At 72.1% G+C, this 23,781-nt stretch carries 23 protein-coding genes and 1 pseudogene; 14 read left to right on the top strand and 10 right to left on the bottom strand.

What is annotated here, in order from left to right; translation table 11 throughout:
* A pseudogene (locus ACGF5O_RS19420) lies at nucleotides 1-119 on the bottom strand (DNA-directed RNA polymerase subunit alpha); the annotation flags it as partial.
* A gap of 205 nt (nucleotides 120-324) precedes the next feature.
* Between ACGF5O_RS19420 and ACGF5O_RS19415 the strand changes: the two are divergent.
* Nucleotides 325-546, top strand: coding sequence for a hypothetical protein (locus ACGF5O_RS19415; protein ID WP_393811077.1), 222 nt, complete (start codon nucleotides 325-327; stop codon nucleotides 544-546).
* Nucleotides 547-607: 61 nt separating this feature from the next.
* On the opposite strand, the gene ACGF5O_RS19410 is transcribed toward ACGF5O_RS19415, so the two are convergent.
* Nucleotides 608-1,744 (bottom strand): FAD-dependent oxidoreductase, encoded by a 1,137-nt coding sequence (locus ACGF5O_RS19410; protein WP_393811076.1) that lies wholly within the window; start codon nucleotides 1,742-1,744, stop codon nucleotides 608-610.
* A 90-nt stretch (nucleotides 1,745-1,834) separates the two neighbouring features.
* On the opposite strand from ACGF5O_RS19410, the gene ACGF5O_RS19405 reads away from it, so the two are divergent.
* The 4 genes from ACGF5O_RS19405 to ACGF5O_RS19390 all read left to right on the top strand — a co-directional run bounded on the left by ACGF5O_RS19405 (nucleotide 1,835) and on the right by ACGF5O_RS19390 (nucleotide 6,575).
* Nucleotides 1,835-2,605 carry a TetR/AcrR family transcriptional regulator gene (locus ACGF5O_RS19405; RefSeq protein WP_393811075.1) on the top strand — a complete coding sequence of 257 codons (771 nt, stop codon included), beginning with the start codon at nucleotides 1,835-1,837 and terminating at the stop codon, nucleotides 2,603-2,605.
* Between the two features lie 110 nt (nucleotides 2,606-2,715).
* Complete coding sequence (locus ACGF5O_RS19400) at nucleotides 2,716-3,306, top strand: hypothetical protein (RefSeq protein ID WP_393811074.1); 591 nt, start codon at nucleotides 2,716-2,718, stop codon at nucleotides 3,304-3,306.
* Nucleotides 3,303-6,005 carry a hypothetical protein gene (locus ACGF5O_RS19395; protein ID WP_393811073.1) on the top strand — a complete coding sequence of 901 codons (2,703 nt, stop codon included), beginning with the start codon at nucleotides 3,303-3,305 and terminating at the stop codon, nucleotides 6,003-6,005. The genes ACGF5O_RS19400 and ACGF5O_RS19395 overlap by 4 nt, the downstream gene beginning before the upstream one ends.
* A gap of 216 nt (nucleotides 6,006-6,221) precedes the next feature.
* Nucleotides 6,222-6,575: a hypothetical protein gene (locus tag ACGF5O_RS19390; RefSeq protein WP_393811072.1), complete on the top strand. Its 354-nt coding sequence runs from the start codon at nucleotides 6,222-6,224 to the stop codon at nucleotides 6,573-6,575.
* Nucleotides 6,576-6,675: 100 nt separating this feature from the next.
* Here ACGF5O_RS19390 and ACGF5O_RS19385 read toward each other — a convergent pair whose 3' ends face one another.
* Entirely contained in the window at nucleotides 6,676-7,830 is a 1,155-nt protein-coding gene (locus ACGF5O_RS19385; protein ID WP_393811071.1) for a lytic polysaccharide monooxygenase, read from the bottom strand.
* 454 nt (nucleotides 7,831-8,284) lie between these two features.
* Between ACGF5O_RS19385 and ACGF5O_RS19380 the strand changes: the two genes are divergently transcribed.
* Entirely contained in the window at nucleotides 8,285-9,922 is a 1,638-nt protein-coding gene (locus ACGF5O_RS19380; RefSeq protein WP_393811070.1) for a flavin monoamine oxidase family protein, read from the top strand.
* A gap of 91 nt (nucleotides 9,923-10,013) precedes the next feature.
* Here the strand turns inward: ACGF5O_RS19380 and ACGF5O_RS19375 are convergent, their stop codons facing one another.
* On the bottom strand, nucleotides 10,014-11,597 hold the full coding sequence (locus ACGF5O_RS19375) for a hypothetical protein (protein ID WP_393811069.1): 1,584 nt from the start codon (nucleotides 11,595-11,597) through the stop codon (nucleotides 10,014-10,016).
* A gap of 180 nt (nucleotides 11,598-11,777) precedes the next feature.
* Here ACGF5O_RS19375 and ACGF5O_RS19370 point away from each other — a divergent pair, with 180 nt between their 5' ends.
* The 6 genes from ACGF5O_RS19370 (at nucleotide 11,778) to ACGF5O_RS19345 (ending at nucleotide 16,878) form a co-directional block, all read left to right on the top strand.
* Nucleotides 11,778-12,065 carry a hypothetical protein gene (locus ACGF5O_RS19370; RefSeq protein WP_393811068.1) on the top strand — a complete coding sequence of 96 codons (288 nt, stop codon included), beginning with the start codon at nucleotides 11,778-11,780 and terminating at the stop codon, nucleotides 12,063-12,065.
* Nucleotides 12,066-12,223: 158 nt separating this feature from the next.
* On the top strand, nucleotides 12,224-12,808 hold the full coding sequence (locus ACGF5O_RS19365) for a TerD family protein (protein ID WP_393811067.1): 585 nt from the start codon (nucleotides 12,224-12,226) through the stop codon (nucleotides 12,806-12,808).
* Between the two features lie 214 nt (nucleotides 12,809-13,022).
* Nucleotides 13,023-13,706 carry an HAD family hydrolase gene (locus ACGF5O_RS19360; RefSeq protein WP_393811066.1) on the top strand — a complete coding sequence of 228 codons (684 nt, stop codon included), beginning with the start codon at nucleotides 13,023-13,025 and terminating at the stop codon, nucleotides 13,704-13,706.
* 300 nt (nucleotides 13,707-14,006) lie between these two features.
* The gene (locus ACGF5O_RS19355; RefSeq protein WP_393811065.1) at nucleotides 14,007-15,899 is read left to right on the top strand and encodes an alkyl/aryl-sulfatase; all 1,893 of its coding nucleotides are present in this window, start codon (nucleotides 14,007-14,009) and stop codon (nucleotides 15,897-15,899) included.
* A 126-nt stretch (nucleotides 15,900-16,025) separates the two neighbouring features.
* Entirely contained in the window at nucleotides 16,026-16,499 is a 474-nt protein-coding gene (locus ACGF5O_RS19350; protein WP_393811064.1) for a PH domain-containing protein, read from the top strand.
* Nucleotides 16,500-16,611: 112 nt separating this feature from the next.
* A complete protein-coding gene (locus ACGF5O_RS19345; protein WP_393811063.1) occupies nucleotides 16,612-16,878 on the top strand; it encodes a DUF6959 family protein in 267 nt (88 codons plus the stop codon).
* A 20-nt stretch (nucleotides 16,879-16,898) separates the two neighbouring features.
* On the opposite strand, the gene ACGF5O_RS19340 is transcribed toward ACGF5O_RS19345, so the two are convergent.
* The 5 genes from ACGF5O_RS19340 to ACGF5O_RS19320 all read right to left on the bottom strand — a co-directional run bounded on the left by ACGF5O_RS19340 (nucleotide 16,899) and on the right by ACGF5O_RS19320 (nucleotide 21,309).
* Nucleotides 16,899-17,777 carry a helix-turn-helix domain-containing protein gene (locus ACGF5O_RS19340; protein WP_393811062.1) on the bottom strand — a complete coding sequence of 293 codons (879 nt, stop codon included), beginning with the start codon at nucleotides 17,775-17,777 and terminating at the stop codon, nucleotides 16,899-16,901.
* 173 nt (nucleotides 17,778-17,950) lie between these two features.
* Nucleotides 17,951-18,910 (bottom strand): alpha/beta hydrolase, encoded by a 960-nt coding sequence (locus ACGF5O_RS19335; RefSeq protein ID WP_393811061.1) that lies wholly within the window; start codon nucleotides 18,908-18,910, stop codon nucleotides 17,951-17,953.
* Nucleotides 18,911-19,007: 97 nt separating this feature from the next.
* The gene (locus ACGF5O_RS19330) at nucleotides 19,008-19,469 is read right to left on the bottom strand and encodes a cupin domain-containing protein (protein WP_393811093.1); all 462 of its coding nucleotides are present in this window, start codon (nucleotides 19,467-19,469) and stop codon (nucleotides 19,008-19,010) included.
* 2 nt (nucleotides 19,470-19,471) lie between these two features.
* A complete protein-coding gene (locus ACGF5O_RS19325) occupies nucleotides 19,472-19,930 on the bottom strand; it encodes a nitroreductase family deazaflavin-dependent oxidoreductase (protein WP_393811060.1) in 459 nt (152 codons plus the stop codon).
* An 809-nt stretch (nucleotides 19,931-20,739) separates the two neighbouring features.
* A complete protein-coding gene (locus ACGF5O_RS19320; protein WP_393811059.1) occupies nucleotides 20,740-21,309 on the bottom strand; it encodes a TetR/AcrR family transcriptional regulator in 570 nt (189 codons plus the stop codon).
* 125 nt (nucleotides 21,310-21,434) lie between these two features.
* On the opposite strand from ACGF5O_RS19320, the gene ACGF5O_RS19315 reads away from it, so the two are divergent.
* Nucleotides 21,435-22,142, top strand: a complete 708-nt coding sequence (locus ACGF5O_RS19315) for an alpha/beta fold hydrolase (RefSeq protein ID WP_393811058.1) — start codon at nucleotides 21,435-21,437, stop codon at nucleotides 22,140-22,142.
* A 259-nt stretch (nucleotides 22,143-22,401) separates the two neighbouring features.
* Nucleotides 22,402-23,109 (top strand): Crp/Fnr family transcriptional regulator, encoded by a 708-nt coding sequence (locus ACGF5O_RS19310; RefSeq protein ID WP_393811057.1) that lies wholly within the window; start codon nucleotides 22,402-22,404, stop codon nucleotides 23,107-23,109.
* Between the two features lie 20 nt (nucleotides 23,110-23,129).
* Here ACGF5O_RS19310 and ACGF5O_RS19305 read toward each other — a convergent pair whose 3' ends face one another.
* Nucleotides 23,130-23,648 (bottom strand): Pycsar system effector family protein, encoded by a 519-nt coding sequence (locus ACGF5O_RS19305; protein ID WP_393811056.1) that lies wholly within the window; start codon nucleotides 23,646-23,648, stop codon nucleotides 23,130-23,132.
* Nucleotides 23,649-23,781: the final 133 nt, after the last annotated feature.

The following is a 23,781-nucleotide window of genomic DNA, read 5'->3' as shown; positions in this document are numbered from 1 at the left end:
CGACGGAGAGAGTTGCCGAGGGTGTAGCCGAAGCCCGGCTCCAGCGGCTCGATCACGAACCGGGAACGGAACTCGTCCACGACCTCTTCGGTCAAAGAGGGACGCTGAGCGATCAGCACGAGGTATTGCCTCCCATATCTGGCGCCCGCCATCTGACGCCTTTGGTCCCCGAAGGGTACGGGCGGCGGGGCCTCCTACGAAGCCGAACCGCCCAGCCCCACCCGCCCGTATGCGGACAGGTGGGCAGATTCACAGCCGCCGGAGCGGAATCCACCGAACTGCGGGGTAGCCACCAGCGCGGTGCGTGGGCCCATACTGGGGACGATGACAAAGCCTGCCGCACCCAAGCGCCATTTGCCCACCAGTCCCTTCAAGGCCCCGGTCGCCCCGGCCCCCAAGCACTTCGACGTAGGCGACCAGGTAACCCACGACGTGTACGGCCTCGGCCGGGTCGTCGGCATCGAGGACGGAACCGCGGCACTCGTGGATTTCGGCTCGAAGCAGATGCGGATCCTGAGCCCGTACACCAAGATGACCAAGCTGTAGCACCGTGGTGCCGGCCCGCAGCCGGGGCGGCAGGCGGTGTGCCAGGCGGTGCCGTGCCGGTTCAGGCGGAGACGGTCCCGTCCTGTGAGAACAGGCTGACCACCCCGGCGGGGGCGTCGGCGCCGAAGACGAATTCGATGGTCCGGTGGGCGGCGGCAGCCGCCTTCTGACTCCGGGCGGACATCCTGCTCTCGTGGTCGGCGAGGGCCTCCTCGACGTCGTCGGGGTGGGCCGCGATCGCCATGCCGAGTTCGGCGCCGTCGAGCATCGCGAGATTGGCTCCGTCGCCCCCGGGGACGGTCGCGTGCGCCGCGTCGCCGAGCAGCGTGACGCCGGGGACCCGGTCCCAGCGGTGGTCGTCGGGCAGCTGGTGGATGCTGCGCAGAACGGGTGCGGACCCGCCGTCGGTGATCAGGGCCAGCAGCTCCGGCGCCCAGCCGTCGAACTCCGCCGCCACCCGCGCCTTCGCCGCCGGGACGTCGGTGAAGTCGATAGCGTCGAACCACTCGATCGGGCGATGCAGCACGACGTAGGTGTGGATGACGTCACCGGTTTCGCGGTGGGCGAGGAACCCCTTGCCCGGGACCAGTGCGTACAGGGCGCCGTTCCCGACGAGGCGGGCCACGCGCGGGTGGGCCCTGTCGACGTCGTGCAGGCAGGTGTCGACGTAGCTCATGCCCGAGTACACCGGCCGCTCGTCCGACACCAGGGCCCGGACCCGGGACCAGACCCCGTCGGCGCCCACGAGGACGTCGGACACGGCTGTCGAGCCGTCCCCGAACGACAGCCGGTGGCGTCCGTTGCCGACGGGGGTCGCCGAGACGAACTTCCTGCCCCATCGCACCGTGCCGGGCGGCAGTGATTCGAGCAGGATCCGGCGGATGTCGCCGCGCAGCGTCTCCGGCCGCTCCAGCGAGCCGTCGTCCGGCCGGTCGACGACGACGCGTCCCCGCTCGTCGACGACGCGTCGTGCCCCGCCGCCGCGGTGGATGATCGCGCGGTACTCCGCCGTGAGCCCGGCCATCTCCAGGGCGAGCTGGCCGTCCTCCTCGTGGAGGTCGAGCTGTCCGCCCTGGGTGCGGACGCCCGCGGAGTCCTCCGCCTCGTAGACGGTGGCGGGGATGCCGTGGAGGTGCAGGATCCGGGCGAGCGTGAGTCCGCCGAGGCCGGCGCCGATGATCGAGACCGAGGTCGTCATGGTGATTCCTTTCGGGTGGTACTGCCGTCCGAGCGGTGACGAACATTGTTCTACTGGCGACCATTGTTCGTCAACGAGTAGAGTGGCGGCATGGCAGGACGACGTGCGGCGCGTGACGCGATCTCCCGGGACCAGTGGGCGGCACTCATCGCGGCCGGGAACACCGGCCCGGAAACCGGAGGGCGCCGGGCCCCCGGCCGGGAGAAGACCCCCCTCACGGTGGAGCGCATCGTCGACGCCGCTCTGGAGGCCGTCGAGGAGAGCGGCTTCGAGGACCTGACGATGCGCGTGGTCGCGACGCGACTCGGGACCGGCCCCGCGTCGCTGTACGCGCACGTGCGCAACCGGGCGGAGCTCGGCGACCTGCTCATCGGCAGGCTGTGCTCCCAGGTCGCTCTCCCCGCACCGGACCCCGCGTGCTGGCGGGACCAGTTCATGGACGTCTGCGCACAGCTGCGCGACCGGTTCCTGCGCTACCCCGGGGTCGCGCAGGCCGCGCTCGCCGTGGTGCCCGCCGACCTGGCGACCCTGCGGGTCGGCGAGGGGCTGCTCGCGATCCTGCTCGCCGGCGGCACGCCCGCCCGGCAGGCGGCCTGGGCCGCCGACGCGGCCTTCCTCTACATCACGGGCTACTGCCTGGAGGCGTCCGCGGCCCGGCGGCAGAGCACGGACGCCGACGGCCGCGTGATCGACCGCGCCGAGATCGCGGAGCGGCTCCGGATGCTGCCGCCCGACCTGTTCCCCCACACCGTCGCCCACGCACGGGAGCTCACCTCGGGCACCGGCCACGACCGGTTCGCCTTCACCCTCTCCGTGCTGCTGCAGGGGCTGGTCCGCGCCGAGGAACCACCCGTGGCGTGATCGCACCGTCACAGAGACGCCTCCTCACACCCCCGGCCCCGGCCCCGGCCGGCATGTCACACTGAGCGCCGCCGCGACCGTTCGTGCCCTCTGCCCGGAGGAGACGCCGTATGGAACTGCTCGCCGACCTCGGCACCACCGCACTCAGCGAAGGCATCAGATTCCTGTTCGACCAGGCCAGAGCGCTGCTCGACCGGCGCCGGAGCCGCCAGGAGGGGGACGGCGCGGCCACGGACGAGCCGGGCGACGGCGTCGTACGGCTCCCCCCGGCGGCGTTCACCGGCACCCTGGACACCCGTCGGCTGGACGAGGCGGCGCTCGCGGAGTCCGTCGCCGCACTGCGGCAACTGCGCACGGACCTCTTTCCGTTCGTCGACGACGAGGGCTCCGTCCGGCCTGGCGACGTCGAGCTGCTCCAGCGGGTCGACCAGCTCAGGCGGGTGCTGGAGGCGGTCTACGGGCAGCGCATCACGTTCGTCACGGAGGAGGGCGAGCGGCCCGCCTCCGGCACCGTCGTCGACACCAGCATCGACATCGCGCAGATCAACGCGGAGGTCGTCGGCGTCAGCGTGGGCCGGGTGGACGGCGGCAGGTTCAGCACGAGGATCCGCGGACAGAACGTCGGCCCGGGGGGCCGGGTGGTGGGGTTCCGGGCGGACAGCGTCGGCGGTCCGGGCGAGGACGGCGAGGACACGGAGTGACCGTACCGGCGCAGCGGTCCGACGCGTCCGGGGATCCCGCGGCGGACGACCTGTTCAGCCTCGCCCTGATCGACCACCACCTGACGGAGCCGTTCATCCGCAGGACCTGGCTGGCGGAGCGGATCGAGGCCCACTTCGGCCCGTCGCCGTACCGGATCCTGCTGGTGACGGGCCCGGCCGGGGTGGGCAAGTCCGCGCTGGCGGCCTGGATGACCCAGCGGCACCGGCTGTCCCCCCGCTACTTCCTGCGGGTCGACAGCCGCGTCGCGCACGCCTGCGGTGACGCGACCGACCTGCTGCTCTCCATCGGCAGGCAGCTCGCCGCGTTACGGCCCGACCTCTTCGACGACTCCCCGGTGCGGATCGACATCGACGCGGAGATCGACCAGGTGTCCGAGGGCGGCAGCCACACCGCCCTCGAGGCGGGGCGGATCACCGCGAACCCCTTCAGGCCCCTGTCCATCCGGATCCGTCAGCGCGTGGGGCGGCTGGAGGGCCGGTCGACGGGGATCGCGGTGGACCGGCTGGACGCCGATCCCGAGCAGCTGGCCCCGCGGCACCTGCAGCGGCTGGCACTCCTCGCCCCCGCGAGGGCGCTGCTGGAGAAGGACCCGGACGCCCGGATCCTCGTGGTCATCGACGCGTTGGACGAGCTGGACGAACCGGGCGCGCCCGGGCTCCGGCCCGACACCGTCACCGGCTGGCTGGCCGGCTGCCCCACACTGCCGGAGAACGTCCGGATCATGGTGACCAGCCGGCCGCACTTCAAGCTCCACGAGATCGTGGTGGGCCAGGGGGAACGGCTGCACGAGATCCGCATCGACCCGGACGCGGCCGAGGCGGTGGAGGACGTACGGGCCTACGCGGAGGCCGTCGCCGGGGACCCGGAGTTCGCCGCCGCGCTGCGCTCCCGGGCGGTGAACCCGCGGCACACCGTGCATGCGGTGGCCGGGCGGGCCGCGGGCAACTTCCTGTTCCTCGTCTCCTGGGTCCGGGCGGTCCGCAACGCCCTGGAGGACGACCGCGTCGACGACCTCCGCGCCCTGACCTATCCCGACGGGCTGCCCGCGGACCTCGACGGCCTCTACGAACAGCTGCTGTTCCGGATCCACGGCCGCGCGACGGACGGCGAGTGGGACGAGGTCCGGCACCCGCTGCTGGCCACCCTGGCCGTCGCCCGCGCACCCCTGCCGGAAGCCCGGCTGCTGCACTGGGCGGGGCTCGCGGACCGCCGCAGGGACGCCCGGCTCGCCCTGCGCGACCTGCGCCAGCTCGTCGTGAGCGACCAGGACGACGGCACCCTGCGCCTCTTCCACGCCTCCGTCACCCGGTTCCTGACCAGTCCGGAAACCGACGCCGACGAAAACCGGTGGCTCTACTACGTTGACCCTGTGATCCACAACCAGCTCATCGCGGACCGGATCCTGGACACCTACGGCACCGACTGGGCGCACTGCGAGGACGACTACGCCCTCGCGCACGTGCTCGGGCACCTGATCGCGGCGCTGGACGCGGGGCTCGACGCGGGCACGGACGACTCCCGCGGCCCCGCCGACCCCACGGCCCTGGCCGCGTGCGCCGCCTCCCTCACGACCGTGATCGAGGACCCGGCGTACGCCGACACCCGGGCCGCCCGGCAGGACCCCCTCGACCTGTTCACCGACTGCCTCGCGGCCCACCGGGTGCTGTCCTCGGCCGCCCCCGGCCTGGCCCCCCGGGTGGCGCGGGCGGTCGCCGCCCACACCGTGCGGGCCGAGGCGCGCGACACCCCCGGGCCGCTGGGCGCCGCCGCGCTGCACGCCGCGCTGGTCTACCGGACCGACGCGGACGCGTTCTACGCCGCCGTCCTGGCCTGCGCCGCCGACCGCGACTTCCTCTCCGCGCACATCCCCGGACGGCGGGTGCCGCACGTACGCGGCGAGTTCCTGCGCACCCAGGCGGGGCGGCTGCGCCGCAACGGAGCGGTGGCGGAGGCGGAGGCGCTGCTGGCCGAGCTCGCCCGGGACGACACGGCGACGGCGGCACAGCGCTCCACCGACCTGTACGACCAGGGCTACGCGGCGTTCCTGCGCGGGGAGATCGGCCCGGCGCACGAGCTGATGGTGCGCAGCGCGGACGCCGCACGGGAGGCGGGGAACGAGGTCTCGGCCTGGGTGTCGCGGAGCATCGCCGACCAGTTCGCCTACTACGGGGGCCGGCTGTCCGCGGCCGACTACGAACGCGAACTGACCGACATGGACGCCTTTCTGGGGTCCGTACCGCGACCCGCGGGCTCCATGGCCGAGCGGTTCCGGATGAACTGCCACGCTCATCTCTTCGACCTCGCCCTGCTGGAGGGCGACGTGCCGCTGGCCGAGCGGGAGCGGCGCGTCCTGGACGCCGACCCCTGGATCCGGCGCGCCCAGAACCCGATGTACCACCTGCGCTTCGACGCCCGTCTGGCGCTGCTGCGGGGTGAGGCGACCCGTGCCTGCGACCACTACGAGGAGCTGCTCGGCGCGGACGCGCTGGAAGCCCGGGAACCGCCGCCGAGCGAGGGCATGGCCCGTGACCTCCTCGACTACGGCCGGGCCCTGTCCGCCGCGGGCCGCCCGGCCGACGCCGTACGCGCCTGGCGCCTGGCCCTGAACACCCCCGACCACACGGCCGCCTGGCTGTGGAAGCCCCGGGCACGGCGCCTGCTGGCCGAGACGGAGTGAGCCCCGGGGGCCGGCGCACACCGTCGACGCCGGATCGGGGTTCGGCCGTACGGTGCCGACGCCCGGGGCAGCGAACGGCCGCGCGGATCAGGGGCGGTACTCCCCGCGGGTGAGAGGGAAACCTTTCCCCGGGAGTCGACCGGGTGCCCGTGGTCCGGGCCGGATAGATGTCCGGATGACCTTGCCCCTGGCGCCCCCCATGGAACGAGAACCTCCGTGCGTCTTCGACACATCCTCGCCCCCGCCTGCGGAGCCCTCGCTCTCGCAGCCGTCCTGACCTCGCCGGCCTACGCCGCGACCGGCGACTTCCACTACCGGTACGTCGGCCTCGACGGCCGGCCCGGCACCGCCACCCTGCACGACCCGGCGAGCAACCAGTGCATCACGCTGCCCGAGGTCGCCGACCCGAACTCCTCCGAGCCCGCCTTCGCCCCGCACAACGACACCGACGAATACGCCGTGGTGTTCACCAACCCCGACTGCACCGGGGACTCCTGGACCCTGCGCCCCCACGGCAACCCCGCCACGGACCGCCTGAAGCTGCGCTCGGTCCTCCTCGTCCGGCCCTAGGGGCTGTCCGGGGACCGCTCCCGCCTTGGGCCGCCACCACACCCGGTGGCGGCCCAAGGTCCGGACCGACGGACCGACGGACCGACGGACAGACAGACGGTCAGACGAAGTACACGTCGCTGACGGACATGAAGATCTCGCCGGTCTTGCCGCCGTTGCCGCCGTCGGGCGTGTCCGGGCCGCCGTGGCCGCCCCACACGTTCGCGATCACCGCGCGGCCGGAACGCCGCGGAAGCACGGAGAACGTCCAGGACTGGCTGCCGTGCGAGTGTTCCGGACCGGTGTGCTCCGTCAGGAACGGGATCTGCTCGAAGTCCTCCCAGCTGAGTCCGGCCTCGGGCGTCCACCCCTCCCTGGTGATGAACCACTCATGGGTCCAGCTCTCGCCCTGATGGTGCGCGGCGTAGTGGTAGTCGAACGTGTACTCCTCGGCCTCACGCGGGAGTTCCGTCACCGGCCAGTCGCCGTGGCCGTCGCTCAGGTCCAGGTCGAACCCGGCGTAGGCGGGGTTACTGCACGAGGCCACCCTGCCCGGCGCGAAGAACTTCACGTACTCCAGGTAGGCGCCTTCGTGGTTCCACGGATAGCTCTCCTGGTACTGCTCGGCACTGGGCCCGGTGGCCTCCCACCAGTCGGTGGTGTTCACCTCGCGGGCCCGGACGCAGACGGGAGAGGTGTCGTTCTCCTTGTACGTCCAGTAGGCACGGCTCTTCGGATGGGACACGTTGCCGTGCATCGGCTCAGCGCCCGCGCCGTCCGGCGCGTCGGCCGTCGTACCGGTGCGGCCGGGCGCCGGTGCCCGCCAGGGCTCGGCGTCGGCGGTGCGCACCGTCACCTCGTTCGTGAATCCCGACCACGTACCGTCGACCTCGGCACGGATCCTGACCCGGTAGGCGGCGCCGGGCTCGCTTCCCAGACGCACCCACAGGGTGTTCGCGGCCCACCAGTTCCAGCTGCGCCAGTACAGGAACGCCGTCTGGACGGGTTCACCGTCGATCCAGACCTCGTACTTGTGCGGATACGGAGCGGCGCCCCCGTTCCAGTCACCCGGCGGGGGCCAGTCCGACCCCGAGGAGTCCGGGCCGTTCTCGCCGATGCGCCACCGCAGGTACAGGCCGTACTGGGTGGTACCTCCGTCCGTGCGGTGCCGGACGGCACCGGTCAGCTCGGACGGCCCGCCGGGTGTCGCCTCCCGGCGGGCTTCCTCGGCCACCGCAACGGCCTTCGCCTGCGTTCTGTTCGGCGTGGTCGCCATGACGTAACCCCTTCTCGCGGAAGCAGGATCGGACCCCCCTGCTCAGGGTGGCTCCGGCGCCGCACCCACGACGCTCCTGTTCCGCCATTCGGGTGACGGCCGGACCGGGAGGCAACCCCCTGGCCACGGCCGTACGCGCGCCCCTCCCGCGTCCCTCACGCGCCCCTCCCGCGTCCCTCCCGCGTTCCGGTCGCGGGCGTACGCCGCCCACGCGTCAACTTCGGTCCCGCGCGCTCGCCCGGACGGGCGGCGTCCGCCCCGACGGGCCCGGGAAAGACCCCCTGCGCAGGCCCGCACTCGAAACGCGCACGGCACTCATGAGCCAGGGCCCACGTCCCCCGGGCCGTCCCACGGCCGATCCACAGGACGTCGCCCCCCTCACGCACAGAGCCACCGGCCCGCCGGGCGAACCAGGAGCGGCGCCGTCCCGTCCGTCCGACCCGAGAGGTCAGCCATGAGCACAAGCACGTCCACCCACCTGTCCGCACAGGCCCTCCACCAGGCGATGTCCGGCCTCGGCGGCCCGCTGAGTTCCGGCACGGGAGCCACGCCGGACTTCGCCGCCGCGCCACGCGCGGCGGCCGGCGCGGAGAAGTCGGTACTGATCCTCGGTGCGGGGGTCGGCGGACTCACCACGGCCTACGAACTGGGCAGGCTGGGCTACCGGTGCACGGTCCTCGAACCCCAGCCCCGCACCGGCGGCCGCAACCGCACCGCCCGCAAGGGCGACAGGCTCTACGAACTCGACGGCGGGGGCGGCGACCCGGTACTGACCCACACCTGCGACTTCGACACGGGCCTGTACCTCAACCTCGGCCCCGGCCGTATCCCGTACCACCACCGCCGGGTCCTCAAGTACTGCACCGACCTCGGGGTGCCCCTGGAGCCGTACGTCATGGAAACCACGGCGAACGTCCTGCACCGCGCGGGCCACACCCCCCTCGGCGCCCCCTGGCGCAACCGGCGCGTCGCCAACGACACCCGCGGCCACCTCGCCGCGTTACTGTCCGCCACCCTGACCGGGAGCGACGAGTCCACCGGCCTGCTGCGGGACCTGCTGCGCAGGTTCGGGGACCTGGACGAGGACGGCGAGTACCACGGCTCCACCCGCTCCGGCTACGGCGAACCACTCGACGTCCAGGACTTCCCGAAGCCCGCACTCCCGTTGAGCCTGGCCGAGTTGGTGTCCTCGGAGTTCTGGAAGTACCGCTTCTACCAGCCGGTGGACTACCTCTGGCAGGCCACGATGTTCCAGCCGGTCGGCGGCATGGACAAGATCGTCCACGCCCTCACCGAACGGATCGTCACCGAGTACGACGTGACCGTCCAGCTCAAGGCCGAGGTCATCGCGGTCGACCTGACGGGCGAGGGGGTCGCGGTCACCTACCGCTCGGGCGGCCGGGACCTGACGGCGACGGCCGACTACTGCGTGAGCAACATCCCGCTCCCGGTGCTGAAGCAGCTCGCGCTGAGCGGCTTCTCCCAGGATTTCGAGAACGCCGTGGAGGCGGTGGAGTACGCGCCGACCTGCAAGGTCGGCTGGCAGGCCAACCGGCGGTTCTGGGAGGACGACCACAACCAGATCTACGGGGGCATCAGCTGGACCGACCATCCCATCACCCAGTTCTGGTACCCCTCCAACGACTACTTCTCCGGGTCGGGCACCCTCACCGGGGCGTACAACTTCGCCGGGCACGCCGAGGAGATGGGCGACCTGGCCCCCGGCGAGCGGCTGCGTCTCGCCCGGGACGGCGGGGCACAGCTGCACCGCGAGTTCCTGGAGCGGAACACCGTGCCCCAGGAGCTGGGGGTCACCGTCGCCTGGCACAAGGTGCCGCACCAGCTGGGCGGATGGGCCGACTGGGACCCGTCCGACCCCGCTCACGAGTCCGCCTACAAGCAGCTCCTGGAACCCGAGGGCGACGGCCGCTTCTACGTCGTCGGTGACCAGGCGTCACCGCTCCCCGGCTGGCAGGAAGGGGCCATGATGTCGGCGCAGTACGTCGTCGCCCAGATCCTCGGCCTCATCCCCCGCACCGCCCCCGCGGCCGTCCAGGTCCCCGACGCCGCCTCCCTCACCCAGGGCCTCTGACCACCGGCGAAACCCCGGGCCGCCGACCTGGGCCCGGGGTTTCACCCGGGAGCGGGGCCATCAGGTCGGCAGGTCGGCAGGGGGAACGGCCTCAGCCGATCGCGTACGCCCGGTACACCGTCTCCACCGAGCTGTCCCCGGCGGCGTCCGTCACCTCCGAGCGCAGGGCGACGGCGCCGGAGGCCGGGTTGTGGACGGTCGCCTGCCAGGTCGATCCGGAGTGCTTGACGGTCGCCGCCTTCCAGGTCTTGCCGCCGTCGGCGGAGGACCAGACCCGGACGGACTTGGCGGTCACCTTGGTGAGCTTCGTGTCGGGACCCTGGGAGCCACGCCCGGCGCTCACCTGGACCGTCGTGGTGCCGTTCGGCGCGGCCTGGTTGTGGCTGTTCAGCCCGGTGGGCAGGAAGCGGGTCAGGAAGACCGGCGCGACCATCGCCTTGGCCGGGTCGGTCACCTTGAAGTGCCAGTCGAGGGTGGCCCGCGACGACAGCATGCCGGCCGGGAAGGTGATGCCCGGGCGGTAGCGGTGGGCGTCGACGGTCAGGCGATACCAACCGGCGGAGCGGATGCCGGCCTCGAACTCGGCGTCCCCGGTACCCCAGTTGGTCAGTGTCTTCTTCTTGACGGTGGTGCTTCCCTTGGACAGGACCACCGTCTCCTTCGTCGGGTCGGCCCAGACGCCGCCGACGTCGGGGTCGCCGATCAGGGCGTCCGGAAGGAAGGTGACGGACTTCTGCCCGAGCAGGGGCAGGTAGTGCAGTGGACTCCACGCGGCCCGCCCGAAGGACTGGGTGACGCTCTGCCCAGCCGTCAACGTCCGCACCTTGGGGAAACCGCCGCCGACGTCGTCGCCGTTGCTCGCGATGATGTCGTCGCGCGGCTGCCAGGTCCCCGGAGTCACATGGACGGTGGCGCTGTACGGTGCGCTGTCGCCGCGGACCTCTGCCATCAGGTCGGTCGTGCAGTCGTCGACCTTGGGTACCGCCTGGAGCGCGGTGTCGTTCTGCCGGGCCATCTGCGTACCGGCGCGTACCGAGAAGTGCATCGTCGCCAGCTTCGACCGCTTGAACGACCCACCGGGCGCGCTGGGGATGCCCGTGGTGTTCTTCACGGCGACATAGCCGTCGTCGCCCGACCACTGCGCCAGGTACCCGAACTGCAGCAGCCTGGAGGAGTTCGGGATGGCGTACAGGGCGCCCTCGTCGTTCCAGCCGCCCGAGCTGAAGGCGGAGGGCATGTTGCCGACGGTGGCGGCGCACACCTGCGCGCTGATCCGCGGCGGGTCGGTCACGTCGGCGGGCGTGTCGAGCGACACCTTGACGAGCTTGCCCTTACGCGCGTCGAGCGTCACCGACTTGCTGCCCGACACCTGGACGACCTGCGCGCCGATGGTGTCCGTGCCCAGGCCCTCCGTGCCGTGCTCCCAGATGTCGGTCATCGCGATGTAGCGCCCCGACGGCAGGCTGATCCGCTTGCCGGACTTGACGCTGTACGTCTGGCCGGACGGCACGGCGACGACCGTCACCGTCGTCGAGACCTTGCTGCCGTGCCGCCCCAGCGTGGTGACGGTCAGTGACCCCGACGCCGCCTGCGCGGCGGCGCCGGAAGCAGCGGAAGCGACCAGCGGTACCAGCGCGGCCACACCGACGAAAGCGAGCGATCTCCGTCGCGGCATCAACAACTCCCCCTCGAACCCCCGAAGTCGACCAATCGTAGGCGCCTCACAGACACGGCAGTTCAAGCGAGGAGATACTCCTGATCAAGGTGTGACAAAGAACGATCACGCGGCTCTTGCGCGGGGGCGAAGCACGGACTCGCCCGGCGAGTGCGCGGCGGCGAAGGCGGTGCCCGGGAAGTGACCGACCGAACGGCGATCGTGGCCGGTCTGCGCCGGCTCGGCGAGGAGGGCCGCCCGGCCTCCGAGGCCGCACGCTGGGCGATGCGGGAGATGGCGGAGACAGGGGAGGACTTCAGGGTCTTCCGGCTCATGGCCCACTTCTTCAGCGCCTACCACGTCCCCGTGGAACACCTCCGGGAAATGGAACGCTGGGAGGGCCTGAGCACCGGCGGCGGCCCCCTCACGGACGCGGAACTGGACGCGATCATCGGCCCGCTCGTCGTCCGGGAGGCCCGGCCGTCCTGACGGGACGGCCGGATGCGACGGAACCTCGGGCAGGACGGCGGCGACGGCGACCGGGCCGGGGATTCCGCCGTGCTCATGGGCCCCCTTACAGGAGACCGCGAAGGCGCCGGGCACACTTTGCGTGTTGTAGTCCCTTTGAGAGAAGGACGAGCCACGGCATGATCACGCTCACCAAGGAAGACGGCCCGGCCGACCTGGACGGAGTGACCCACCTGTCCATCGGGGTGTCCTGGGACCCCACCGCCGGCAGCAGCGGCGGCATGCTGGGCAAGCTGCGCCGCAAGACCGGCACCGACCTCGACCTGATCGCCATCGCCCTGCAGGGCGGGGAACCGGTGCGCCTCGCGGGTCTCGACTCGCTCGACCCCATGGGCAACGGCTCACTGGTCCACAGCGGCGACAACCAGACCGGCCGCGGGGACGGTGACGACGAGACGGTGACCGTCGAGTTCGCCCGGATCCCGCCCAACATCACAGCGATCGTGTTCGTGGCCGCCGCGTACAAGAAGGGCAGCTCGTTCCAGAAGGCGCGCAACATCAGCTTCAAGGTCTACGACGCGACCGGAGGCAGCTCTCAGCAGGTCGCCGACATCTGGCCCAGCCTGCTCACCCAGGACAACGGCTGCGCCGTCGCCAAGGCGATACGGGTCGGCGGCAGCTGGAAGCTCGAAGTGATCAACACGACCGGCAAGATCAAGCAGGGGGACGAGCACGCCCTCATGCGTTTCGCCGTCAGCAACTAGTACGTCACCGAGACCCGGGGCCGAACGGCCGTGGCGCGACTTCGCCGAGCCCGGTCGCCTTCACCGCGGTTCCCCGCTCGATCCGGTGCGCGCCCGGGTTGATCGCCCGCTGAGGTCCGGCACCGACCGCTGCCGTTCGTGCCTGCCGGTGTCAGCCGCTGGTGTCGGCGGCTGGAGTCCCAGCCCGCCCACGGCTCACGGACCCGACGCCGGCATGACCCCGACACACCGGGCGACCGTCTTCGACCTCGACGACACCCTCATCGACACGGCCGACGGCTGGCCACGCGCCTGCGCCGCCTTCTCCGCCCGCCACGGCCACCGATGGGGCCCCGCGGACACCGCCGCACTCCACGGAAACGGCGGCTGGGCGTCGTACGTCGCCGGCCTGTGCGGCGGTACGGCCGACGCCGCCGAGGTCGTCGAGGAGTGCACCACCACCATGCTCCGCGACCACGCCGCCGGCCTGGTGCGGGCGCTGCCCGGAGCGCTGGAACTGGTCCGCGAGGCCGAACGGCACGGCCCGGTCGCCGTCGCCACGGCCAGCCCGCGCCGTTTCGTCCTCGCCGTCCTCGACGGACTCGGCCTGACGAGCCGACTGAACGTGGTCGTCTGCGGCGAGGACGTGACCCGCGGCAAGCCCGCACCGGACGCCTACCTCCATGCCGCCGCCCGGCTGGGCCTCCCGCCCGCCGACTGCCTGGCCGTGGAGGACTCCCCGAACGGCATCCGCGCCGCGGCAGCCGCGGGCATGCCGGTCCTCGCCATCCCGCGCAACGGCATGCGCCTACCCGCCCCCGTCACCCACTTGATCACAGACCAGGCCGCCACCGCCGCCGCTGCCCTGCCCCTGCTCCGCCACCTGCTCAGCGCCCAGCCCGAGCCGCTGCGCCAGTGAGCGGCCGCCGCCCTCCGAGCCCGCCGAGCCACCGGCGCACACGCCCGGCCACGGCGCCTTGCGAGGCCGATCGACGCGGCGGCCCTCGCGGTCGCATACGGCCACCGAGCTACTGCCCCGGGTGCGGAGGGCCACGCGATGTGGGCGCGACACCGTGGCGCGCGCCTCTTTCACCCGTGCGGCGGACATCCGCTCGTTCGCTCACAGGCACCGGGCGAGGCTGTCAGTAGCCCCGCCGGCCCCGTCCTCCGTGACGTCGGCCAGGCGGTCAGGCGGCCAGGCAGCAGCGAGGGAGCCCAGATGTCCCAGAGCACCGAAGCCAAGCCCGCGCAGCCGAGTGTCGCCGAGGCCAACGAGGCGGTTCGGCGGCGTTTCCCGTTCGACGACACCCGGGACCTGGAGGACGCGCGGCGCGGTTTCCTCGGCACCGCCGCGGAGAGCGTCGTCAAGGACGCCGAAGGACGGGTGGTGTGGGACCTCGGCTCCTACGGCTTCCTGGACCGGGAGTGCCCGGCGACCGCCAATCCGAGCCTGTGGCGGCAGAGCCGGCTGTGCTCGGACCACGGGCTGTTCGAGGTGACCGAGGGCATCTACCAGGTGCGCGGTTTCGACCTGTCCAACATGACCGTCGTGGAGGGCGAGCGGGGCGTCCTCGTCATCGACCCCCTGCTGTGCGCGGAGACCGCGGCCGCCGCCCTCGCCCTGTACCGCGCCCACCGCGGCGAGCGCCCCGTGAGCGCCGTGCTCTACACGCACAGCCACGTCGACCACTTCGGCGGCGTACGGGGTGTCATCACCGACGAGGACGTGGCGGCCGGCGTCCCCGTGTTCGCTCCCCACGGCTTCCTGCGGCACGCGGTCAGCGAGAACGTCTACGCCGGTACGGCGATGAGCCGCCGCGCCGCCTACATGTACGGCGCCGCCCTGCCGAAGGGGGAGCGCGGGCAGATCGGCGCGGGCCTCGGGCAGACCACCTCCACCGGCGCTGTCACCCTGATCCCGCCCACCAGGCACATCAACCGCACCGGGCAGACGGAGACCGTCGACGGTATCCGCATGGTCTTCCAGCTCACCCCCGGCACCGAGGCCCCGGCCGAGCTGAACATCCACTTCCCCGACCACGCGGCCCTGTGCATGGCCGAGAACGCCACCCACAACCAGCACAACCTGCTCACCCTGCGCGGCGCCCAGGTCCGCAACCCCCGGGTGTGGGCCCGCTACCTGACCGAGGCCGTCGACCTCTTCGCATCCGCCTCGGACGTCGCCTTCGCCTCCCACCACTGGCCCGTCTGGGGCCGGGAGCGCGTAGGGGAGTTCCTGTCCGAGCAGCGCGACCTCTACGCCTACCTCCACGACCAGACCCTGCGCATGCTCAACCAGGGCCTGACCGGTCCGGAGATCGCCGAGCGGATGGAGATGCCCCCGGCGCTGGAGCGGGCCTGGCACACCCACGGCTACTACGGCTCCGTCAGCCACAACACCAAGGCGATCTACCAGCGGTACCTGGGCTGGTTCGACGGCAACCCGGCCCGCCTGTGGGAGCACCCGCCGGTCGAGGCCGCCCGGCGCTACGTCGGGTTCATGGGCGGCGCCGAAGAGGTCCTGCGCCGCGCCCGCCGGTCGTACGCCGACGGCGACTTCCGCTGGGTGGCCCAGGTCGTCGGGCACGTCGTGTTCGCCGACCCGGAGAACGCCGAGGCCCGCGAGCTGCAGGCCGACGCCCTGGAACAGCTCGGCTACGGCAGCGAGAACGGCACCTGGCGCAACTTCTACCTGATGGGCGCCTACGAGCTGCGCAACGGGCCGATCGGTACGCCCACCGTCACGGCCTCCCCCGACGTGCTGGCGGCGCTCACCCTGGAGCAGCTCTTCGACGCCCTCGCCATCCGGGTGGACGGACCGGCCAGTTGGGACGCCGACATCACCGTCCGCTGGAACGTCAAGGACGGGGATCCGGTGACCATGCGGCTGCGCAACGGCGTCCTGACCCACGGCACCGGAACCGGCTCCACCCCGGACGTCGAGTTCACCCTCGCCAGGACCGACCTGCGGGCCGTCCTGCTCGGCACCCTCCCGCCCGCCGCCCTGGCCGCACGCGACGACGTCAAGGTCACCGGCGACGCCGGCAGACTGACCGAACTCCTCGGCCACCTCGCCGCCCCCGACCCGGACTTCGCCGTCGTCACCCCCTGAAACCGGAAAACCGCCCCGCCCCGGCTGCGGACCCGGGCGGCGCCGGCCAACCGTGGATCGGGCACGGGTTCGACGTCGTGGCCCGGACGGTTCCGCTGTGGGGCACGGGCGAGGATCATTCGAACCATGGGCGATGTGCGAGACGGTGTCATCGGCGTGTGGCGGGTCGGCCGGTCCGGTCGGCTCATGGGCTACGTGCTGGCGGTCGGCCCGGCGTGCGGGGCGCTCTCCGCGTGGCTTGGCGTGTTCTCCCACCCGGGCACGCAGTCCGCGGGCTCCGCCGGGATCGCCACTGCCGTCGCTCTGGGCTTCGGCCTCCTCGCCTGGTGGGGGCTCCTTCGCGTACGTCTGGAACTCACGACGGACGTGATCGTCATGGTGAATCCCTGGGGCACTCAACGTCTGCCGTGGTCGCGGGTCGGCGGGCTGAGCCTCGGCAACTGGGGTGCGCGGTTCCACACGACGGACGGGTTCACGTACTCGGCGTACGCCCTGAGCGGTCTGGCCGGTGGGACTCGGCAGGACGAGCGGTTCGCCGACGTGCGCCGGGCCGTCGACGCCCGGCTCCACAGTCGGCAACCGCTTCAGGAGTCCGGTTGAGCGCTCCTCGTCCGGCCCTCGCGTTCCCACCGGCACGGCGCGCGTGATCGCTCAAGGCCGCCTGCGTCCGCCGTCGTTGATGGCAGACGGTGATGTCGGGTTGGATGGCCCGATGGAGCGCATCGAGGCCGAACTGTTCACCGACGCCGGCGACGACGCCGTGGTGCGCATGCCCGGCAGACGCTTCCCCGGCGTCCTGGTGCAGGGCGACTCCCTTCGCATCCTCCGCGGCGACGTGGCCGAGGTGCTGGAGGCGTGCGAGCGAGGTGACCTGGATGAAGCGCGGGAGTCCGCCGGCCTCCTTCTCGCGAACCTGGACGCACTGCTGACTCGGTACGAGGCCGCGTTGGCCGAGCACGACATGCCGCGGCCGTACTGAGCTGTCGGACCATCAGCCCCCTATCCCCCCGCGCGAGTTCGACGCCCCGCCGGTAACAGGCCACGCAGGGCGTCCAGTTTTTCGGCGTCGTCGGTTCCGGTGACCGCCGTATAGGCGACGATACGGAGATCCAGGCCGGGGACCATGAGGACGTCGAGGTCGAGGGCCAGGTCTCCGACGACGGGGTGCTCGACGGTCTTGCGGTCGCCGACGTGCGGGCCCGCGGTGCCGTTGGACCACAGGCGGGCGAAGCGGGGACTGCTGTGCAGCAGCCGGTCGACGAGGCCGGCCAGGCGGCTGTCGTCGGGGTGGGTGGCGGCGGTGATCCGAAGGTCGGCGACTAGGGCCTCCTCCTCGGCCTCGTCGCCCGCCCAGGACCGCACCGGCCAGGCGGCGATGGAGTCGACCCGGTGGCCGCCGCTGGAGCGGAACATCCCGGCGACGAGGTTGCCCTGGTCCCAGCCGTAGGTGCCGGGGTCGCCGATGGTGGCGGTCCACATCCGGTTCCAGCCGACCAGCGTCCAGTCGGCGGCGTAGACCGCGACCGGCGCGTCTCCGAGCTGCCGGACGAGCCGGTGGACCCTCGGCGGCACGTGCAACGGAACTTCGCCGGTGGCCGGTGGTACGAGGCCGGCGCAGCGGAACAGGTGGTCGCGTTCGGCGGGGTCCAGACGCAGGGCCCTGGCCAGCGCGGAGACCACCTGGGCGGAGGGGTTGCGGGCCCGGCCCTGTTCGAGCCGCACCACGTAGTCCACCGACAGACCGGCCAGGCGGGCCAGTTCCTCGCGGCGCAGGCCGAGGGCGCGCCGGTCGGTGGGGGTCTCCAGCCCGGCAGCCACGGGAGAGAGGCGCTCCCGCCAGCCTCGCAGGGTGGTGCCGAAGGTGTTCGCCGGTGCCATGCGGTCATCATCATCCGGATGCCCCGCCCGCGGCAGACCTCCCTTTCCACATCTGGGTAAAGCCCATGTGGAGAGCGGGAGTTCGGCGCCCAGCGCGGTGGGAGGCGCGCCGGCCGACGGTGTGTCTCCCGTTCCCCTCCAATCCGCTCACGGGGTGCGGAGGACGATCGCGGTCACGACGGGAGCGCGGCGCCCGGCGCGGTCCCGTCGGCTGCCTTCTCCCCGGCGGCCTTCTCGGCGGCCGACCAGTGCGCCCGGGTGAAGTCGGCGGCGGCGTCCAGTGCCTCGTCGGCCTCGTCGAGCATGACGGCGAACGACTGGAAGACGTGCGGGACCTGGGGCCATACCTGGAGCTGGACGCGGACGTCGTCGGCGGCGGCGCGGGCGGCCAGTCGTACGGCGTCGTCCAGCAGGATCTCGTGCGAGCCGACCTGGACGAGGAGCGGTGGGAGGCCCGTCAGGTCGGCGAAGAGGGGGCTGGCCAGCGGGTCGGTGGCGGCGGCTGTCGCCCCGAGGTAGTCGGCCGCCCGGGTGCGCAGGGCCTGCGGGGTCAGCGCGGGGTCGAGGGCGGCCTTGCTCGTCGCACTCGCGCCGGACACCGTGAGGTCGGCCCAGGGCGAGAACACCGCGGCGGACGAGGGCCGGGGCAGGCCCGCGTCCCTGAGGGCGACCAGCGTCGCGACGGCCAGTCCGCCGCCCGCGGACTCGCCGACCAGGGCGATCCGGGCGGCCGGGACGCCCTGGTCGAGCAGTTCCCGGTACGCGGCCACGGCGTCTTCGACGGCCGCGGGGAACGGGTTCTCGGGGGCGAGGCGGTAGTCGACGCAGACGGCACGGGCGCCGGAGCGCCGGGACACGTCGGCTGCCAGGCTCGCCGCGTCGGCCGCGGAGCCGATGGCGTACGCGCCGCCGTGGAGGTACAGCAGGACGCGGGAGGGGTCGCAGCCGGGCGTCTCGACGGTGACGACCGGGACACCGCCGAGTTGCCCGGGGGTGGTCGTCACGTCGGGGGGCAGCGGGATCGAGGTCATCATCTCGTGGAAGACGGCGCGCGCTTCGGCCACGTCGCCTCCGACGTCGAGCGGAGCGTGCCGCAGCATCTCGTCGAGGTCACGGCGTTGCTGCTCTGACATGGGGTGCCTTTCCTGCGATTCGTACAACTCGTGCGATTCATACAACTCGTGCGGCTCGTGTGACCCGTACGGCCCGTACGGCTCGTGCGACGGAGGTTCAGCGCGGCGGGCCGAGGATGATCTGGCCGTACCTGTCGGCGGCCTCGGCCATCAGGTCCTTGGAGATCTCGAACCCCTCGGGCCGGTCGGTCGACAGGTCCCGCCCCGCGTGCCGGAACATGCCCTCGATACCGCCGGGCGTGCAGATCATCAGCAGGTCCGCCGTGTCGGAGGTGATCCGGTAACCGTGCGGGACGTTCCTGGGCAGGTAGACGATGCCGCCCTCCGACAGCTCCATCTCCTGGTCGTCCGACCACACCAGAGCGGTGCCCCTGATGAGCATGAAGATCTCGTCCTCGCGGGTGTGCATGTGGTACGGCGGCGCCTCCCCCTTGCCGACGCTGAACCGTCCGACGGTCAACTGCCCCTCGGTGGCCGCACTGTCCAGGAGTACGGCGAACTGGCCGCCGTCGAGCCATTCGAGCTTCTGCTGCTGCTCGGGCTGTGCGAGATAGGCCATGCTCACGGCGCAGTCCGTTCTGTGCGGTCGGCGGGCGCGCCGCCCTCATCGGTGGGGGTGAGCGCGACGACGGGGATCACTCGCCGCGTCTTGCGCTGGTAACCGGCGAAGCCGGGATAGCGGGCGGCCTGTTCGGCGAAGGCGGTGTCGCGTTCGGCACCGGCCAACTCCACGGCCCGTACGGCGACGACGACGTCGCCCACCTCGATGCGCACGTCGGGATGCGCGAGCAGGTTGTAGTACCAGTCCGGGTGGCGGTCGGAACCGGCCTTGGAGGCGAAGACCAGATAACGGCCGCGGTCGGCCAGGTACATCATCGGATTCACCCGGGCGGCACCCGAGCGTGCCCCGACGGTGTGCAGCAGCAACACCGGGGCCCCGGCGAATCCGCCGCCCAGCCGGCCGTGGTCGGCGCGGAACTCCTCGATGACGCGGGCGTTGAAACCGGCGGTGTCGACCATGGCCTCTCCGGTGCGGGACGGTGGGTGGCCATGGGAGGTGGCCTTCGGGGGATCGCCTCCCCCGGAGTGATCGTCCTCTGCCGGAGCACACCGCCACCAGAGCCGCGGATAGGACCAGCAGTACCACCGTGGAAGCCCGGAACGGAGCACGGGCCTGCCGCAGTCGGCGGGTGCGACAGGTCCGGCGGCAGCGGTCCGGCCAGGCCGCGCCGTCCGGTGGGCCGTGGCGAGCCGTGTCCGTCAGACCGAGGCCGGCGAGGAACTCCTCGACCAAGACCGGTGCGCGGGTGCGGACGAGACCGGGCAGCATCAGCGCGTAGCCGTACAACGGTCCGACGACGGCGTCGAAGTAGCCGAGCGCGTCGACCGAGGGCTCCCCGCGCGCGGCGGCCCGCTCCAGCATGGTCCGGACCGTGACGGTACGCCCGACCAGCGCCCGCTGACCGGACACGCCCTGCCCCTGGTGTGGCTGCTGGTCCTGGCACTGGCCTGGTTCGCGTACCGGACCAGAGGGGCGGACAGCGAAAGCCGGGAGAAGCAGCAGCCGGAGGGAGCAGCCCGCCTGCCTCAAGTCCCTCGAAGGGGCCCTGATGCCGGGTCTCACCATCGCTGGCCCGTCACACGGGCGCGCTCGCACCGCCGTTGACCGTGGCCGCCGCCTCTGTGAGTCTACGGGCCTGCTCGGCGGTCCTCACGGGTCGACAGCGGCCGGGGCGGTGCCGCTCGGACACCGCTGACGCTGTCCCGCCGGCCGAACAGGGCGGGTGCGCCCGCCCGGCACGCCACTTCGACCCACGCCAGTGTCCCGGTCAGACCTCCTCGGCGGGGAACACCTCGTCGACGGCTCGGCGCAGTGTCTCGCGGACGACCGCCGGGTCGCCGAGCTCTGCCGCCTGGAACGCGCCGTCGTGCAGCAGGACGAGTACGCGTGCGGCGTGCTCGGGGTCCGCATGGCCCAGGTCGGTGGAGAGTTCGCGGAACACCTCGAACAGCCAGGTGCGCTGGTCGTCGATGACCGCGCGCACCGGATGGGTGCGGTCGGGGTACTCGGCGGCCGCGTTGAGGAACTGGCAGCCGCGGAAGCCGTCTTCGAGGGTCGCGTCACCGAGGACGGCCATCACCGCACGGATCGCCTCACGCGGTGACCTACCGTCTCGCGCACGGCCGACGGAGTCGCGGATCCCCTCGGCGGTCGTCGTGAGGTAGGCGGAGACCAGGTCGTCCTTGCTGGGGTAGTGCCGATAGAAGGTGGCACGCGTGACCTGGGCCTCGGTGATGAGGCGTTCGACACCGACAGCGTGGATGCCCTCCGCGTAGAACAGGCGGGACGCGGTGCGCAGCAGCCGGTCCCTGGGGTGGAGCTCCGAGGCGGTCGTCATACACCCATCGTAAAGAAAGACCAGTCGTTCTGGACGGTCGCCTTCCTCACGTTGCCGCACCTAGGTAGAACGACTAGTCTTTCTCCCAGAAAGACCGATCATTCTCTCTGTGAGGTACGGACCCCATGAGCACCACCCCCACGATCGTTCTCGTCCACGGCGCCTTCGGTGACTCCGGCATGTGGAAGGGCGTCATCGCCAGGCTCCAGGCGCAGGGCTACAGCACCCTCGCCGTCCCGAACCCGCTCCGCGGCCTGGAGTCCGACGCGCAGTACGCGGCCACCGTCACCAGGGCCGTGGACGGTCCGGTCGTCCTGGTCGGCCACTCGTACGCCGGCGCGATCATCACCCGTGCCGCCCGCGACGCGTCGAACGTCGAGGCCCTGGTCTACGTGGCCGCCTTCCAGCCCGACGAGGGCGAGAGCTGCCTGGAGAACGCCTCCCGCTTCCCGGGCGCCAAGATGGGCCCGGACACGACCGTCGCCACCGAGTACGAGGGCGAACCGGAGCTGCGCATCCTGCCCGCGCACTACCGGGACGTCATCGCCGGTGACCTGCCCGCCGAGGTCACCGACGTCCTCGCGGTCACGCAGCGCTCGGTGCGCGTGCAGGCCCTGACGGCCGAACTGTCCGGCACCCCGGCCTGGCGCACCCTGCCCTCGTGGGCAGCGGTCGCAACCCAGGACAACGCCATCCCGGCCCGGGCCCAGGAGTTCATGGCCGAGCGCGCCGGATCACACGTCGTACGCATGGAGGCGTCCCACGCGGTGGCCGTCTCGCAGCCCGACGCCGTGGCCGACCTCATCATCGAGGCCGCCAAGACCACCGGCTGACCCCCTCCGCCACCACCGGCTCCCCGGCCGCCCGAGGGCTTCGCATGGCGCGGGTGGTTCACCCGTCCGGCTCGGGGAGCGCTTCACCGGCACGGAGCCCTTGGAAGTTCGGGCCGGCAGGGGCGGATCGTCTTGGACTGCGTTCGGATGGGCACGATGATGTCCGGTTGCCGACGGTGGGGTCTTTCCCCGGAGTCGTGTCGGAGGAGAGCACCTCTCGGTCGCCACGCCCGAACGCGGATGGATACGGGGAGTACACATGGATGTGCCGATCGGGTCCGGAGAGTGGCCCGCGCGCAGTCTGCTGGGGCTGTTGTCGCCCCCGGCCCGGCAGGACCTGCTCGCCCTGGGTACCCGGGCACGGTTCGAGACGGATGCCGTGCTGCTCAGGGAGGGGATGAACGACCAGCACGTGTTGCTGCTGCTGTCCGGTTTCGCCAAGGTCACCGCGACCGTGGAGAACGGCGAGAGTTCGCTCCTCGCCGTCAGGGCCGCCGGGGACACGGTGGGCGAGATGGCCCTGCTGACGGGCTCCCCGCGCTCCGCGACCGTCACCGCCTGCGGTCCGCTGACCGCCCGGGTACTGCCGAGCCGCGCACTGCGAGAACTGCTCATGCGGCGCCCCGAGGTCTCCATGAGCCTGACCGCCCTCGTCGCCGACCGGCTGCGTTGGGCGAACCAGCGGCGGCTGGACTTCCACGGGTATCCGGCGAAGGTACGGCTGGCCCGGCTGCTGGTGGAACTGGCCGCCTCCTACGGATCGTCCGGGCCCGGCGGCGTGGTCATCGGCTGCCGGCTGACGCAGCCGGAGCTGGCCACCCTCGTCGGCGCCGCCGAGACGACGATCCACAAGGTGCTGCGTGAACTGCGCGACGAGGGCCTGCTGGAGACCGGCTACCGCTCCACCGCCATCCGGGACCTGCCCCGGCTCAGACGACTCGCGGACCTGGCGAACGAACAGCCGTGACAGCCCTGCCCCGACCGCGGTCAGACCACCGCTCGCAGGAGCACCATTCCCAGCCCCCCGGTCACTCCCATGACGGCCGTGCACACCACCGCACCCGCCAACCAGCGGTACTTGCGTACGGCCACGCGCGCGAGGAACCGCACCGTGCGCGACAATTCCCGCCGGTCCGCGGCCTCGTCCGGACGCGAGCCGTCGGCGGGCAGGATGTCGGGCCCCGCCGCCAACTGAACGAAGCTGTAGCGGTTGAGGTCCGGATCCCGCAGCAACCGCGGGCTCAACGCGGTCGCCAGGCTCACCACACCGCCGACCAACCCGCAGGCGAACAGGGCCAGCAGCGCCCCGGCGAGAACCCCCGCCGCCCCGCCCCGTTCCCAGGCGAGCACGGCCCGGTGGCTCCAGGCCCCCGCGGTCCCGGCCAGTGCCGCCTGCGCCGCCGCCAGAATGCCGGCCTTCGTGTCCGCGTGCTGGTGGGCCGCGTGCAGCGCGCTGAACATGTACTGCGCAGGGCGGTTGCCGGCTTCCTGTCGGGCGGACGCCATGGAGACCTCCTTCGCTCTACGACGGTGTGTTCCGTCCGGTGGAGCCAGTAAGGACCGAATGTCCCGCCCGAACCAGTCACTTCTGCGGGTTCTCGACGCCTCTAACACGTCATGGATCCCGGCATTCCGTACT

It is taken from the genome of Streptomyces sp. NPDC048291 (genome assembly GCF_043201715.1).
Taxonomy (GTDB): domain Bacteria; phylum Actinomycetota; class Actinomycetes; order Streptomycetales; family Streptomycetaceae; genus Streptomyces.
This window is presented reverse-complemented; position numbering and strand designations above follow the sequence as displayed.

Bases quoted from the DNA above. Each gene is read 5' to 3' on its own strand.
- ACGF5O_RS19350 (WP_393811064.1), top strand. From the start codon at position 16,026: ATGGGCGATGTGCGAGACGGTGTCATCGGCGTGTGGCGGGTCGGCCGG.
- ACGF5O_RS19405 (WP_393811075.1), top strand. From the start codon at position 1,835: ATGGCAGGACGACGTGCGGCGCGTGACGCGATCTCCCGGGACCAGTGG.
- ACGF5O_RS19415 (WP_393811077.1), top strand. From the start codon at position 325: ATGACAAAGCCTGCCGCACCCAAGCGCCATTTGCCCACCAGTCCCTTC.
- ACGF5O_RS19365 (WP_393811067.1), top strand. From the start codon at position 12,224: ATGATCACGCTCACCAAGGAAGACGGCCCGGCCGACCTGGACGGAGTG.
- ACGF5O_RS19310 (WP_393811057.1), top strand. From the start codon at position 22,402: ATGGATGTGCCGATCGGGTCCGGAGAGTGGCCCGCGCGCAGTCTGCTG.
- ACGF5O_RS19410 (WP_393811076.1), bottom strand. From the start codon at position 1,744: ATGACGACCTCGGTCTCGATCATCGGCGCCGGCCTCGGCGGACTCACG.
- ACGF5O_RS19385 (WP_393811071.1), bottom strand. From the start codon at position 7,830: ATGGCGACCACGCCGAACAGAACGCAGGCGAAGGCCGTTGCGGTGGCC.
- ACGF5O_RS19360 (WP_393811066.1), top strand. From the start codon at position 13,023: ATGACCCCGACACACCGGGCGACCGTCTTCGACCTCGACGACACCCTC.
- ACGF5O_RS19345 (WP_393811063.1), top strand. From the start codon at position 16,612: ATGGAGCGCATCGAGGCCGAACTGTTCACCGACGCCGGCGACGACGCC.
- ACGF5O_RS19325 (WP_393811060.1), bottom strand. From the start codon at position 19,930: ATGGTCGACACCGCCGGTTTCAACGCCCGCGTCATCGAGGAGTTCCGC.
- ACGF5O_RS19380 (WP_393811070.1), top strand. From the start codon at position 8,285: ATGAGCACAAGCACGTCCACCCACCTGTCCGCACAGGCCCTCCACCAG.
- ACGF5O_RS19335 (WP_393811061.1), bottom strand. From the start codon at position 18,910: ATGTCAGAGCAGCAACGCCGTGACCTCGACGAGATGCTGCGGCACGCT.
- ACGF5O_RS19400 (WP_393811074.1), top strand. From the start codon at position 2,716: ATGGAACTGCTCGCCGACCTCGGCACCACCGCACTCAGCGAAGGCATC.
- ACGF5O_RS19355 (WP_393811065.1), top strand. From the start codon at position 14,007: ATGTCCCAGAGCACCGAAGCCAAGCCCGCGCAGCCGAGTGTCGCCGAG.
- ACGF5O_RS19305 (WP_393811056.1), bottom strand. From the start codon at position 23,648: ATGGCGTCCGCCCGACAGGAAGCCGGCAACCGCCCTGCGCAGTACATG.
- ACGF5O_RS19320 (WP_393811059.1), bottom strand. From the start codon at position 21,309: ATGACGACCGCCTCGGAGCTCCACCCCAGGGACCGGCTGCTGCGCACC.
- ACGF5O_RS19330 (WP_393811093.1), bottom strand. From the start codon at position 19,469: ATGGCCTATCTCGCACAGCCCGAGCAGCAGCAGAAGCTCGAATGGCTC.
- ACGF5O_RS19315 (WP_393811058.1), top strand. From the start codon at position 21,435: ATGAGCACCACCCCCACGATCGTTCTCGTCCACGGCGCCTTCGGTGAC.
- ACGF5O_RS19340 (WP_393811062.1), bottom strand. From the start codon at position 17,777: ATGGCACCGGCGAACACCTTCGGCACCACCCTGCGAGGCTGGCGGGAG.
- ACGF5O_RS19375 (WP_393811069.1), bottom strand. From the start codon at position 11,597: ATGCCGCGACGGAGATCGCTCGCTTTCGTCGGTGTGGCCGCGCTGGTA.